Source organism: Microbulbifer maximicatervae (SeqCode) (assembly GCF_052467825.1).
Window position 1 is genome coordinate 5,156,005 of record NZ_CP174327.1, and the last position, 13,918, is coordinate 5,169,922.

At 54.0% G+C, this 13,918-nt stretch carries 13 protein-coding genes; 5 read left to right on the forward strand and 8 right to left on the reverse strand.

Translation table 11 applies throughout. The annotated features are described in order from the left end of the window. Positions 1-78: 78 nt before the first annotated feature. The 8 genes from rseP to rpsB form a co-directional block, all read right to left on the reverse strand. Complete coding sequence (gene rseP, locus ACJJII_RS22635; RefSeq protein WP_444917813.1) at positions 79-1,434, reverse strand: RIP metalloprotease RseP; 1,356 nt, start codon at positions 1,432-1,434, stop codon at positions 79-81. A 60-nt stretch (positions 1,435-1,494) separates the two neighbouring features. Next, positions 1,495-2,679, reverse strand: a complete 1,185-nt coding sequence (gene ispC / locus ACJJII_RS22640) for a 1-deoxy-D-xylulose-5-phosphate reductoisomerase (RefSeq protein ID WP_444917814.1) — start codon at positions 2,677-2,679, stop codon at positions 1,495-1,497. Positions 2,680-2,788: 109 nt separating this feature from the next. Continuing rightward, a complete protein-coding gene (locus tag ACJJII_RS22645) occupies positions 2,789-3,634 on the reverse strand; it encodes a phosphatidate cytidylyltransferase (RefSeq protein WP_413662816.1) in 846 nt (281 codons plus the stop codon). 122 nt (positions 3,635-3,756) lie between these two features. Then, the gene (gene uppS / locus ACJJII_RS22650; RefSeq protein ID WP_444917815.1) at positions 3,757-4,512 is read right to left on the reverse strand and encodes a polyprenyl diphosphate synthase; all 756 of its coding nucleotides are present in this window, start codon (positions 4,510-4,512) and stop codon (positions 3,757-3,759) included. Further along, on the reverse strand, positions 4,512-5,069 hold the full coding sequence (gene frr / locus ACJJII_RS22655; RefSeq protein ID WP_282933674.1) for a ribosome recycling factor: 558 nt from the start codon (positions 5,067-5,069) through the stop codon (positions 4,512-4,514). Before frr ends, uppS begins: the two co-directional genes overlap by 1 nt. Further along, complete coding sequence (pyrH, locus tag ACJJII_RS22660) at positions 5,066-5,803, reverse strand: UMP kinase (protein WP_282933675.1); 738 nt, start codon at positions 5,801-5,803, stop codon at positions 5,066-5,068. The genes frr and pyrH overlap by 4 nt, the downstream gene beginning before the upstream one ends. Positions 5,804-5,965: 162 nt before the next feature. After that, entirely contained in the window at positions 5,966-6,829 is an 864-nt protein-coding gene (gene tsf / locus ACJJII_RS22665; protein WP_282933676.1) for a translation elongation factor Ts, read from the reverse strand. A 113-nt stretch (positions 6,830-6,942) separates the two neighbouring features. Continuing rightward, positions 6,943-7,689 (reverse strand): 30S ribosomal protein S2, encoded by a 747-nt coding sequence (rpsB, locus tag ACJJII_RS22670; RefSeq protein WP_282933677.1) that lies wholly within the window; start codon positions 7,687-7,689, stop codon positions 6,943-6,945. Between the two features lie 325 nt (positions 7,690-8,014). Here rpsB and map point away from each other — a divergent pair, with 325 nt between their 5' ends. The 5 genes from map (at position 8,015) to ACJJII_RS22695 (ending at position 13,907) form a co-directional block, all read left to right on the forward strand. After that, positions 8,015-8,785 carry a type I methionyl aminopeptidase gene (gene map, locus ACJJII_RS22675; RefSeq protein ID WP_444917816.1) on the forward strand — a complete coding sequence of 257 codons (771 nt, stop codon included), beginning with the start codon at positions 8,015-8,017 and terminating at the stop codon, positions 8,783-8,785. A gap of 122 nt (positions 8,786-8,907) precedes the next feature. Next, complete coding sequence (locus ACJJII_RS22680; protein ID WP_444917817.1) at positions 8,908-11,613, forward strand: [protein-PII] uridylyltransferase; 2,706 nt, start codon at positions 8,908-8,910, stop codon at positions 11,611-11,613. A 31-nt stretch (positions 11,614-11,644) separates the two neighbouring features. After that, a complete protein-coding gene (gene dapC, locus ACJJII_RS22685; RefSeq protein WP_444917818.1) occupies positions 11,645-12,817 on the forward strand; it encodes a succinyldiaminopimelate transaminase in 1,173 nt (390 codons plus the stop codon). 74 nt (positions 12,818-12,891) lie between these two features. Next, positions 12,892-13,560 (forward strand): endonuclease III, encoded by a 669-nt coding sequence (nth, locus tag ACJJII_RS22690; protein WP_444917819.1) that lies wholly within the window; start codon positions 12,892-12,894, stop codon positions 13,558-13,560. 2 nt (positions 13,561-13,562) lie between these two features. After that, a complete protein-coding gene (locus tag ACJJII_RS22695; RefSeq protein WP_444917820.1) occupies positions 13,563-13,907 on the forward strand; it encodes an ArsC family reductase in 345 nt (114 codons plus the stop codon). Positions 13,908-13,918 lie beyond the last annotated feature (11 nt).

A 13,918-nucleotide genomic window follows, 5' to 3' on the forward strand; every position in this document is an offset into this window, starting at 1 on the left:
TCGTGCCAAGACAAAACGTCTCACACGTATAAAAATCTCACTCACATTATCAGCCCGGAAAAAAGCCTATCCAGGGCACTACAAACGTAAAATATCGTTGTACAAAGCCAGCCCCATAATGCAGAGCACCAGGGCCATGCCCACCTGTAAACCAATCACCTGCACCCTCTCTGACACAGGGGACCCCTTGATCGCCTCAATACCGTAGTAAAGGAGGTGACCACCATCGAGTACCGGGATAGGCAACAGATTGAGTACACCAAGACTAATACTGAGCAACGCCAGCAATGACAGGAAAGACTGCCATCCCGCTTCCGCGGAAGTACCCGCCACTTTAGCAATGGTAATGGGGCCACTCAAGTTTTTGGTCGAAAGTTGACCAAATAATAGTTTCTTCAAGCTATTCAGGGTAAAGACTGTTTTATCCCAGGTCTCCTGCAAGCCCTTTACTAAAGCGCCGCCCACCCCATAGTGGTAAATCCGTACTCGATCATCCGGCCAAGTCTCTGATACCGGCTGCACTCCGACCTGCCCTATGGCTTCACCGTTGTCCAGCTTGATCTCCGCCGGTGTTACGGACACCGTCAGCAGTTCGCCTCCACGCTCGACAGTGATATCCATTGGAACACTAGCGCGGGCTCTCACATAATCGGTCCAGCTTTGAAAAGATGAAAAGTCACGGCCATCGGTCGAGACAATCTTGTCTCCAGCCTTGAGTCCAGCTGAGGCTGCCGGGCTCCCCTCCACCACATTATGAAGAGTCATACTCACCGGTGGAGTCCACAGCTGCAGACCAATCTCCCCGAGCGGATCGGGAACTTCGCGGCCGGCAAGCCAGCGATTGATATCCGCCACCATATGGTATTCAAGGTTGGAATCCGGATAGCGAACAGAGAATTCTATGGTGCCGCTGTCACCCAGACGGTTGGCAAGGCGCCAATTAAGGGCCTGCCAGGTGGGAGTGGCCTCGCCATCGACAGCCACAATTTCCTGCCCGGGCTCGAGCCCTGCCGACGCAGCAATACTCCCGGGCTCAACGGATTTCACAATAGGCACCGGGCCCGCTGTTCCACCGAGGAACACCGCCCAGAAAAAGACTACTGCCAGAAGAAAGTTAGCGGCAGGGCCGGCAGCGGCAATCGCCATCCTCGCCCATACGCTCTTGCGGTTAAACGCCTGATCCAGCTCTTCAGCCGCTACAGGCCCCTCGCGCTCATCGAGCATTTTTACGTAACCACCGAGGGGGATAGCGGAAATAGTGAATTCGGTACCGTGGCGATCATAGCGGGAGATCAACCGGCGGCCGAACCCCACAGAAAAGCGCAGCACCTTAACACCACATAGACGTGCTACAAGAAAGTGCCCAAACTCGTGGAAAGATACCAGTACACCGAGAGCCACCAAGGCCCAGATTACCGTCTGAATTAGATCCATACTCAGCTACAACTTCTTGTCATACGCAATTTAGCGGCCATTATACGCCGGGCAATGTGTTTAGAGGGCGGCAAGCGCCTGCTTGGCCAGTTCTCGCGCATTGAAATCAATGGCTTCGACTGCCTCGAGTCCCGACAGTTCAACAACGGGAGCCCTATTCATCACTTTTTCTATCACCAATGCAATATCAGTAAATGCTAGACGCCCCCCCAGGAAGGCTTCTACTGCAATTTCATTCGCTGCATTTAAGACTGTTGGAGCACTTTTTCCCTCATTTACAGCCTCTCGCGCCAAACGCAGACAAGGAAAACGATTAAAATCCGGGGCCTCAAAATCCAGCCTGCCTTGCGCAATCAGATCCAAAGCTGGCACCCCTGCATCAATACGGTGGGGAAAAGCCAGGGCATGGGCGATAGGCGTACGCATATCCGGATTACCCATCTGTGCCAGTAAAGAGCCATCCCGGTACTGTACCATCGAGTGAATAATACTCTGGGGGTGCACGACTACCTCAATCTGCTCAGGGCGCGCATTAAACAAATAGCACGCTTCTATAAATTCGAGCCCTTTATTCATCATTGTGGCGGAGTCAACAGAGATCTTCCGGCCCATCGACCAATTGGGGTGTGCACAAGCTTCATCCGGCGTCACCGCCCCCAACTCATTCGCAGCCCGCGTGCGAAATGGCCCGCCCGAACCCGTAAGCAGTACTTTTTCCACGCCCGCAGCTTCGAGATCCTCACAGGGGAATGGCAAACATTGAAAGATTGCATTGTGCTCACTATCAATCGGCAACAGTTGCGCACCACTCTTATTCAAGACCCTCTGAAATATTGGGCCCGCCATAACAAGCGCTTCCTTGTTCGCCAGTAACACTTTCTTGCCCGCGTCTACTGCCGCCAAGGTTGGGCGCAATCCCGCAGCTCCCACGATCGCCGCCATGACTGTATCGACCTGAGTATCGGAGGCAACACGACACAAGCCTTCCAACCCACTTAGGACTTCCGTATCCACTTCATCGCCAAGCAGTACTCGCAACTCTTCAGCTCGAGCCTCATCGACAACAACAGCATATTGAGGCTTAAACCGCCGACACTGCTGAGCAAGGTCGGCAACCCTTTCACGGGCGGTAAGGGCAAAAACAGAATATTTTTCCGGGTGTCGCGCCAACACATCCAGGGTGCTCACGCCGATCGAACCAGTGGAGCCGAGAACGGTAATTTGTTGCGGGGGAATTACTTGCATAGGCCCTTTTCGTACCTCTGATAGCAATATTGCTGCCACCAAACAATTGCACGCCCAGCATTAAGCTGGGCGCTAGCGAATAAAACACAAAACTGGAGCGGAAACGCCTCTACAAGTATTTCGGCAGCTCGCTCGCTAGTGCGGCCATCGTAAACACTGGAAGAGCCGCGGAAAGGCTATCTATCCGATCGAGGATGCCACCGTGCCCCGGTAACATATGACTACTGTCCTTAATCCCTCTGTGCCTTTTAAACATGCTCTCCACCAGGTCCCCAATAACTGAAGCCAGTGCAGTAACCAAGACACCAAAAGTGAACAAGACAGTATTTTTCAGTGGAAGCTCAAATAGGTAGGAAGTTACGAGAGCCAAAATCAAGCAAGCACCCAGGCCACCGAAAAAGCCCTCCCAGGACTTGCCCGGACTAACTTCTCTAGCCAACTTCCGCTTACCAAACTTGCGGCCAACAAAATAAGCACCGACATCCGCCGCTGCAACGATCGCCACCACATAAAGAACCAGCCAGGCTCCGTGATCCAAGCCCCGCAAAACTACCAGTGACAACCAGGTTGGAACTAACACAACAAGGCCTATCAGGCCGCGTACCCACCGGTTGCCCCACAGAGCAGCACTGGACGGGTAGCTCTGCACCCACAAGAAAGCGAGCGCCCACCAACCACAGGCCACGGCCAGAATCTGGCGGCCGCGATCGATATCTGGATCATCAAAATTCATTGAAAAGACGTATTGAGCCGTGACCATTAGGGTTAACCCTAATGCGGCCAAAAAAACGAAGCGCAAGGCTCGATTCAAATTCGAGAGGTTGGCCCACTCCCAGCCCGCCAGCAAGATAACCGCCACAAATATCAGTGAAAACCACTGCATTGGAAGTAAAAACAATACCCCCATAAACAGTGCCAATAGCACCAAAGCAGTAATTATTCTTTGTTTTAGCACCGCAAACCCCTTTGTTAGTAACTTGACCACTCTGTCTGGATACTCTGTACAGATCAAGAGCGTGTCGGCAAAGATTTCCAACCAATTTGTATCGCAAGCCTGGCGCCGCAGACTTGCCCGGATCACGCCTGAGCGATCGCGTCATCCCCCTCCGCGCGACCGCCGAAGCGGCGATCACGTAACTCATATTCTGCGATAGCCTTATCCAGTTCAGCTTCGTCAAAGTCGGGCCAAAGCGTATCAGTAAAATAGAATTCACTGTAAGCGGCCTGCCAGAGGATAAAGTTGCTAATACGCTGCTCACCGCTGGAGCGGATCAAAAGGTCTACCGGTGGCAGATCTTGAAGCCGTACGTACTTACCAAGTACATCCTCAGTAATCGACTCTGGGGAGCGCGTACCATCGGCAACCTCTTGAGCCAATCTGCGGGCCGCCTGGGCAATATCCCAGCGCCCGCCGTAATCAGCGGCAATTATCAGGTCGCCCTCAGTCCCTGCGCGGGTGATATCTTCCGCTTCGGCTATAGCGCGCTGCAAGCGAGGAGAGAATCGGTCCCGTCGACCAATAACTCTCAGGCGAACCCCCTCCTCCCGCATCCGCCGGGCTTCTTTGCGCAAATAGGAATTAAACAGGCTCATCAGCAGCTCAACCTCCTTCGGAGGGCGCTGCCAGTTCTCGCTGGAGAAGGCGAACAGAGTAAGCGCTTTAACGCCGCGAGCTTTACAAGCTGAAAGCAGGTCGCGGATACGCTCGACACCGGCCTTGTGGCCGGCTGAAGGGGAAAGGCCCTTTCGGGCAGCCCAGCGCCCATTGCCATCCATAATAATGGCGATGTGACGTGGGCCGGGAGCATGTAGCTCGGTACCACCGATGCTCATTAAATTTCCATCAGATCTTTTTCTTTCGCTGCCAGTGCTTTGTCCACATCAGCGACAAACTGATCGGTAATTTTCTGAATGTCGTCACTTGCGCGACGCTCATCGTCCTCAGAAATTTCCTTGTCCTTGACCAGTGATTTCACGTCCGCCAGCGCATCGCGACGAATATTGCGAATGGAAACCCGCGCTGTCTCTGCCTCACTTTTTGCCTGGCGAGTGAAGTTTTTGCGAGTCTCTTCGGTCAGCATAGGCATTGGAATACGGATAACCGCACCAGCTGTGCTGGGATTGAGGCCCAAATCGGACTTCATAATGGCCTTTTCGATATCCGGGACCAGATTTTTCTCCCAGGGAGTTACGGAGAGAGTGCGCGCATCCTCAACAGTAACATTGGCAACCTGAGATAACGGAGTATCAGAACCGTAATAGGAGACGTGGATGCCATCGAGAATACTCGGGTGTGCACGGCCGGTGCGAATCTTGTTGAAATTTCCAGCCAGGGCATCAAGTGCCTTACCCATACGAGCTTTCGCGTCTGTTTTTATATCTTCAATCACGATTTCACTTCCTCTTCAATTAAGGTGCCTTCCACGCCGCCAACCACAATATTTAACAGCGCCCCGCTTTTATCCATGCGGAATACACGTACAGGCATATTGTGCTCGCGACACAGGCAGATAGCGGTCAAATCCATCACGCCGAGCTTCTTGTCGAGAACCTCATCGTAAGTCAACTGGTCATAGCGAGTTGCTGTCGGGTCGAGTTTGGGATCTGCAGAGTAGACGCCATCGACCTTGGTCGCCTTCAAAACCAATTCGGCTTCAATTTCGATACCGCGCAGGCAAGCTGCAGAATCAGTGGTAAAGAAAGGGTTGCCGGTACCGGCAGCAAAAATCAGAACTTCGCCACGCTCCAGGTAGCGAATAGCCGCACGGCGATCGTAGTGATCGACAATACCGCTCATTTGAATCGAGGACATCACTCTCGAGGAGATGTCAGATCTTTCCAGGGCATCGCGCAGCGCCAGGGCATTCATCACCGTAGCGAGCATCCCCATGTGGTCACCAGTTACACGATCGAGGCCGGCCGCACTCAGCGCAGCGCCACGGAACAGGTTACCACCGCCAACAACCAGGCCCACTTGGACCCCGATACCAACCAGCTGCCCAATTTCCAGGGCCATTTTGTCCAGCACCTTGGGACTGATACCGAAACCCTGATCACCCATCAGCTCTTCGCCGCTGAGCTTTAACAAAATTCTCTTATACTTGCGGTCTTTAATACCGGGCATTCGTTAGTCCCCTTCAATGTACCTGTTAGTGGCCAGGCCTTGCCGCTGAACATTACAACAATTTCAGTCATTTACACAGAGGGGTGCTCCACTGTGGGCAAGAAACCCCAGCGGAAGCACCCCACTGCGATTGAGTGCCCGAGGGCACCCAATAATATGCGATTAAGAAGAGGACTTAACCTGGGCCGCAACTTCCGCTGCGAAATCCACCTCTTCCTTCTCGATACCTTCACCCACTTCGTAGCGAACAAAGGAAACCACATCGGCACCGGCATCTTTAACCAGTTTGCCAATGCTTACGTCCGGGTTCTTAACAAAAGGCTGCTCTACCAAGCTGTTCTCTTTCAGGAACTTCTTGATGCGGCCACCCATCATTTTCTCTACGATTTCAGCCGGCTTGCCTTCCATATCCGGCTGAGCCTTGATGATGTCCTTTTCTTTTTCCAGGACGTCAGCAGGCATATCTTCCGGCTTGTTCACCTGCGGGTTAACCGCAGTCACGTGCATGGCAACATCTTTAGCCAGCTCGATCTCTCCACCGCTCAGAGCTACCAGGGCAGCGATGCGGTTGTTGGAGTGAACGTAAGCACCTACAACTGGGGCTTCAACCAGCTCGATACGACGCACGCCGATGTTCTCACCGATTTTCTGAACCAGTGCTTCACGAGCAGTTTCCAGCTCGCCTTCCATCAGGGCAGCTACGTCTTGCTGGCGATCGGCAAATGCCTTCTCCACAACCTTGGCAACAAACGCCTGGAAGTTTTCATCGCGAGCAACGAAGTCAGTCTCGGAGTTCACTTCAACCAGTACGCCGTAGCTGCCGTCTTCTGCAACTTTAGCGGCAACAACGCCGTCAGCAGCGGTGCGGCCAGCTTTCTTAGCGGCCTTCAGGCCGGAGGCTTTGCGCAGGTCTTCAATCGCCTTTTCGATGTCGCCATCAGCAGCCGTCAGAGCTTTCTTACACTCCATCATCGGCAGGCCGGTACGCTCGCGCAGTTCTTTTACCATAGACGCGGTAATCGCCATGATTCAATCCTCGGGGTTCTGTCACTAAAAATTAGAAAAAAGGGGCCGTAATTCGGGCCCCTTTTTGAGTTCGCAGTGTAAAACGACTGTGTTACACCACTTAGCCCTGCAAATTACTCTGCAGCGGCTTCGTCATCGTTAGCTTCGACGTACTCGTCCTTCGCAACGGTGTTACCAGCCTCTGCAGCGCCGGCAAGTACTGCGTCGGCTACAGCTGTGGTGTACAGCTTGATTGCGCGGATAGCGTCGTCGTTACCGGGGATCACGTAATCAACACCAGCGGGATCGCTGTTGGTGTCGACAACACCGATTACGGGGATACCCAGCTTGTTAGCTTCCTGGATAGCGATGCGCTCGTGCTCAACGTCGATTACGAAGATCGCGTCAGGCAGGCCACCCATATCCTTGATACCACCGATGGAGCGCTCAAGCTTATCCATGGCACGGGTACGCATCAGAGCTTCTTTCTTGGTCAGCTTCTCAAAAGTACCGTCCTGAGACTGGGCTTCCAGCTCACGGAAACGCTTGATGGAAGCGCGGATGGTTTTGTAGTTGGTGAGCATACCACCCAGCCAGCGGTTGCTGACGTAAGGCTGGCCACAACGCTCTGCCTGCTCTTTGATAGACTTCTGTGCAGCACGCTTGGTGCCAACAAACATAATCTTTTTCTTTTGAGCAGTCATGCCCTTGATGATCTGCAGGGCTTCGTTGAAAGCCGGTACAGTGTGCTCAAGGTTGATGATGTGAATCTTGTTGCGGGCACCAAAGATGAATTGACCCATCTTCGGGTTCCAGTAGCGGGTCTGGTGACCAAAGTGAACACCAGCCTGCAGCATATCGCGCATACTTACTTGCGGCATAATAAACCTCTATATAAACGGGTTAGTCCTCCACGTATCCCATGCGTCAACCCCTTTCAGGGCACCCAGACACATGTGTCGATGCGTGTGCGGCTTTTACTCGCCCAGGGAGTATCCCCAGGCGGCGCGCTTTATACCACAAGTGCACCTCATAGTGAAGAATTGGCACCGATTTCGCGCAAATGATCACGCCTTAATGCTATTGGCGGGACACCTGGGCCATCCTTGCGCCAATAGCGGCAAAATGTGTCCTACAGCCAGCAATCCGCTACAATAGCCCGCCTCTTGGGCGCTACCCGCCCCAACCCAGAAACAAAGGATACGCATGACCTCAGCCATTAAGACCCCAGAACAAATCGCCAAGATGCGCACCGCAGGCCGCCTCGCCGCAGAGGTGCTGGAAATGATTGGCGAGTATGTCGTTCCAGGAGTCACTACCGAAGAACTGGATCGACGCTGCCACGAACACATCGTGAAGGTACAGAAAGCGATCCCAGCCTGCCTCGGTTATCGCGGCTTCCCAAAATCTATATGCACTTCCGTCAACGAAGTGGTGTGTCACGGTATCCCCTCCGAGAGCAAAATTCTCAAGAAGGGCGACATCATTAATATCGATGTGACCGTTATCAAAGATGGCTGGTACGGTGACACCAGCAAGATGTTCTTTGCCGGCAAGCCCGCCGCCCACGCTGAACGCCTGGTACAAATCACCCAGGAGTGCATGTACAAAGCCATCGAAATTGTCCGCCCCGGCACTACCCTCGGCGATATTGGCCACGTCATCCAGCAGCACGCTGAGAAAAACTATTACTCAGTGGTACGCGACTTCTGCGGACACGGCATCGGCGACGTCTTCCATGAAGACCCACAAATTCTTCACTACGGTCAGCCGGGAACTGGTGAAGAGCTTAAAGAGGGCATGACCTTCACCATTGAACCCATGATTAACGCAGGCAAAGCGGCCACGCGAGTGTTGGGAGATGGCTGGACTGCGGTAACCAAGGACCGCCGTCTCTCCGCTCAATGGGAACACACCATGGCAGTGACTAGCGACGGTGTAGAAGTGCTCACAGCGCGCAGCGAGGAGAACTTCTAAAGCCGTACTGACAGTGCCGCGAGAAATAAGTACGTTACTCGCGGCACCACAGTAGCGAATCTCCGCAAACCGAACCCAAGCCGCCCCCACCTGCGGCAGCCCAAGAGCAAAACGGACTTCCCATGCAGCCGGTCAGCCCTCCCTACTTTGAACGCCCCCTGTTTTTCTTTGATCAGTCTCGTTTTCGCAGGGATTTAAGCTCCGGCGACAAACCCACTCTGGAGATATTCAAAGATGCTGTCGGCGCAGCCGAACGGCAAATGGCAGAGCGCTTTCGCGAAGGAGAGGACGTTGTCACACTGGTACACGAGCGCGCCCTGTTTGTGGACTGCCTTCTGCATTACGCCTGGCACCAGTTCGAGTGGAGAGACGGTATCGGGCTTCTCGCTGTGGGCGGATACGGGCGCGGAGAGCTGCACCCCCACTCCGATATCGATTTACTCATCCTCTCCAGCGATCACCCAACCCCGGATACCATCGACAACATAGAGCGCCTGGTAGCCTTTTTATGGGACCTGGGCTTGGATATCGGCCACTCTGTACGAAATATCGCGGAGTGCCTGGAGTTGGCCGCGAAGGACATCACCGTGGCCACCAACCTCACTGAGTCCCGCACAGTTGTCGGCGACAGTACTGTTGGCGAGCAGCTAACTGCACAAATGGAACACAAAAGGCTCTGGCCCACCGAAGAATTCTTCAAGGCCAAGCTCGCCGAACAGAAAAAGCGGCACAGCAATCAGCAGGCTGCTGAATATATTCTCGAGCCCAATATTAAGAACTCTCCCGGGGGCCTGCGGGATATCCAGACAATTGCCTGGGTTGCCAAATATTTTTTCCAAGTACGCACCCTGAAGCAACTGCAGGGCAAGGCATTTTTTACCGAGGAAGAGTTCGCCATATTACAGTCCGGGGAAACCTTCCTCTGGCGTGTGCGCTACGGCTTGCACCTGCTCGCCGGCCGCGCGGAAGAGCGACTGCTGTTTGACTATCAAAGAGAGCTGGCGAAGCAATTCGGTTATGTGGATAGCGACACCCAGCTCGCCGTTGAGCAGTTTATGCACAACTACTACCGCATCGTGATGGCACTGCAGGAATTGAACGATGTACTTCTCCAATATCTCGGCGAAGCCATCCTTCAGCGCAAAGGCAGCCAGCTGGTCATTCCGCTAAATGAGCGATTCCAGCTGCGCGACGGCAATATTGAGGTTACCCACCCCCAGGTATTTAACCAGGAGCCCTCGGCCCTGCTAGAGATCTTCGTGCTGATGGCCAACAACCCGGATATTAGCGGAGTACGGGCCTCCACCATCCGCCTGATTCGCGAACACCGACACCTGATCGACGACCAGTTCCGCGCAGATCCGAAAAATACCCAGTTGTTTATGCAGCTGCTTCGCTCACCCCGGGGCTTGTCAACCCAGCTATCCCGAATGACCCGCTACCGCATTCTCGGGCGATACCTACCAGAATTTGGGCAGGTAACCGGGCAAATGCAGCACGACTTATTCCATATCTACACCGTGGATGCGCACACCTTGCAAGTTGTGCGCAATATGCGCAGCTTCCGGAGCCCCGAGGCGCGGGAAAAATTCCCGATTGCAGCGGAAATTCTCGAGCGCATGCGCCAACCGGAACTGCTGTATATTGCCGGTCTCTACCACGATATCGCCAAAGGACGCGGTGGCGACCACTCCAAACTGGGCGTTGTGGATGCAGCGGAATTCTGCCAGCGCCACCACCTGCCCGCCCGCGACCGGCGTCTGGTTTGCTGGCTTGTAGAAAAGCATCTATTGATGAGCCAGGTTTCACAGAAGCAGGACATCAGTGATCCCGAAGTCGTGCACGCTTTCGCCCGTGAAATGGGTGACCGCGAACATCTGGACTACCTGTACGCCCTCACAGTCGCAGATATCAATGCCACCAACCCGGAACTCTGGAACAGCTGGCGGGCCAGTTTGATGCGCCAGCTCTACCAGGCCACCCGGCACGCCCTGCGCCGAGGCCTGGAAAACCCCATCGACCGGGAAGAAATCATCGAGGAAACCCGCTGCCAGGCAATGGAAAAACTGGACGCTATGGGACTTCCGCAAGCTTCGGTGGAAAATATCTGGGCACAAATGGGGGATGACTATTTTGTTCGCGAAACCGCTGACAATATCACCTGGCACACTTCGGCCATCCACGAACTGCACAGCAGCCCCGACACCAGCCAAAAAGACACCCTGGTTTTAACGCGAAACTCGGGGCCTGGCGAGCACGACGGCGCTACCCAGGTTTTTGTCTACACGCCTGATAGAGCCAACGTATTTGCCGCAGCGGTTACCGGGCTGGATATGCTCAACCTGAACGTCCACGATGCGCGCCTGTACAACTCTGCCTCCGGTTATACGCTGGATACTTTTTACGTGCTGGATGAAGCGGGCCAACCGCTACTGGACGAACCCCAGCGCCTAGCGCAGATTCGCGACACACTACAGCAGGAATTAGCCCTGGTTGAGGACTACTCAAAGATCATTCAGCGACGTACGCCCCGCCGCCTTAAAATGTTTGAATTGAAGAGCCAGGCTCATCTCTCAACTGAACCCGGCGATCATTACAGCACCCTGGAAATTACCAGTGCCGACAGACCCGGCTTGCTGGCCCGCATCGCGCGAATTTTTATTTCCCACGATCTGCGCCTGCACAATGCAAAAATTTCGACACTCGGCGAACGAGTCGAAGATATTTTTCACATTACCGACGCCGAGGGATCACCACTTACCGACATCGAGGCCAACGGCGCACTGGAAAAAGCCATTTGCCTGGAACTGAACAACCAAGACGCCTAACCGAAAAAACGCCCGAGGCCCGCTCACGACCATGAACCCAAATCTGGAACAGCTGCAGCCCTATCCATTTACCAAGCTGCAAGCCCTGAAAGAGGGCCTCCAAGCGGCGGACAAGCCGCATATTGCACTGTCCATCGGTGAGCCCAAGCATGCGCCACCGGAGTTTGTCAGTGCAGAGCTTGTTCGACACCTGGACAAACTTGCCGCCTACCCACTGACCAAGGGAATAGAGCCCCTGCGGCAGGCGATCGCCAATTGGCTGAGCCAGCGTTTTCAGCTATCCAATGTGAGCGCAGATAGCCAGGTGCTGCCGGTCAACGGGACCCGGGAAGCACTTTTTGCATTCGCCCAGGCGACCGTTTCCGCAGGCAGCAAAGTCCTGATGCCCAATCCCTTCTACCAGATCTATGAGGGCGCGGCCCTTCTCGCCGGGGCGCAGCCGCACTTTATTAACTGTGTGGCGGAAAACCAATTCAAACCGGATTTCACCTCCGTGCCGGAATCGGTATGGCAGCAATGCGAATTGCTTTACCTCTGCTCTCCCGGCAACCCCACCGGCGCTCTTCACGAAGCTGAAGATTTCAAACAGCTAATAGAGAAGGCAGACCGCTACGATTTCACCATCGCCTCCGATGAATGTTATTCGGAGCTGTATTTTGACGAGTCATCACTGCCGGTAGGACTATTACAGGCCTGCGAGGAAATGGGGCGAACAGACTTTCGCCGCTGTGTAGTATTCCACAGTCTATCAAAGCGCTCGAACCTACCCGGGCTTCGCTCGGGCTTCGTCGCCGGTGATGCCGATCTGCTGCAAAAGTTTTTGCTCTATCGAACTTATCACGGCTGCGCCATGCCGCTGCCCAATCAATATGCTTCGATCGCAGCCTGGCAGGATGAGGAACACGTCCGCCAGAATCGCGCGCTTTACAGTGAAAAGTTTTCTTCAGTTCTCGAAATTCTCGACGGCTGCCTAGAGGTACAGCAGCCACAGGCAAGCTTTTACCTATGGCCCAAGGTCGGGGATGGTGAGCGTTTTGCCAGGGAACTCTACGAGGCGCAAAATATCACGGTACTTCCCGGTGCATTTCTCGCCCGCGATAGCATCGGCTTGAACCCCGGTCGCGAGTATGTGCGTCTGGCACTGGTAGCGACACTGCAAGAGTGCATCGACGCAGCGCACCGCATAAAGGCATTTTGCAGGTAAGGCCAATTCACTTTTCAAGAACAACTGACAACTCGAGCACATACAGGAACTCCACGCCCAGGCATATCTTAACAATGGCAGTAAAAAATCTACTCAAGCAAGAGCGCGTCACTTATATTTTGCAGCGCCTGGAGGAACTCTACCCGGAAACTCCCGTTCCTCTCGATCACAAAGACTCCTATACCCTATTGGTTGCGGTACTCCTTTCCGCTCAATGCACCGATGAGCGGGTCAACCAGATAACCCCTGCGCTCTGGCAGCTGGCAGACAATCCCAGCGATATGGCGCAGGTCCCAGTAGAGGAGATCCAAAAAGTCATTCGTCCCTGTGGCCTCTCACCGCAAAAATCCAAAGCCATCAGCAAGCTCTCGCAGATCCTGATCAACGAATACCATGGCGAAGTGCCCGAGAATATGGCCGCACTGGAGACCCTGCCCGGGGTCGGACACAAGACGGCGAGCGTGGTTATGTCACAGGCTTTTGGGCACCCGGCGTTTCCCGTCGATACTCACATTCACAGATTGGCCCAGCGCTGGGGCCTGACGAATGGCAAAAATGTCACCCAGACGGAAAAAGACCTGAAGCGGCTGTTCCCAAGAGACAAGTGGAATAAATTGCACCTGCAGATTATTTTCTACGGTCGCGAGTTCTGCTCTGCGCGGGGCTGCGACGGCACCGTCTGTGAAATCTGCACAACCTGCTACCCCAACCGTAAAAACCCCAAGAAAACCAAAAAGGCGTAACCGTGATTACTCTGTACGGCATTAAAAACTGTGACACCGTAAAAAAAGCCCGCAAATGGCTGGAGAAAAATGGAGTCGATTATCGCTTTCACGATTTTCGCGTAGACGGCATGGAAGATGTCCCCCTACAAGGATGGCTGGATAAATTTGGCTGGCAAGAGGTCCTAAATCGCCGCTCAACGAGCTGGCGTGAACTGAGCGATGAACAGAAAAACGAAATGGACAATGCACTCGCCTTAGATCTGGCCAGTGCGACCCCTACCTTAATCAAACGCCCGGTCACCACCACCTCAAAGGAAACCCTTTTCGGTTTTAAAGAGGCGACCTTCGAACAACTGCAAAGCTAGTCGAATTAGGA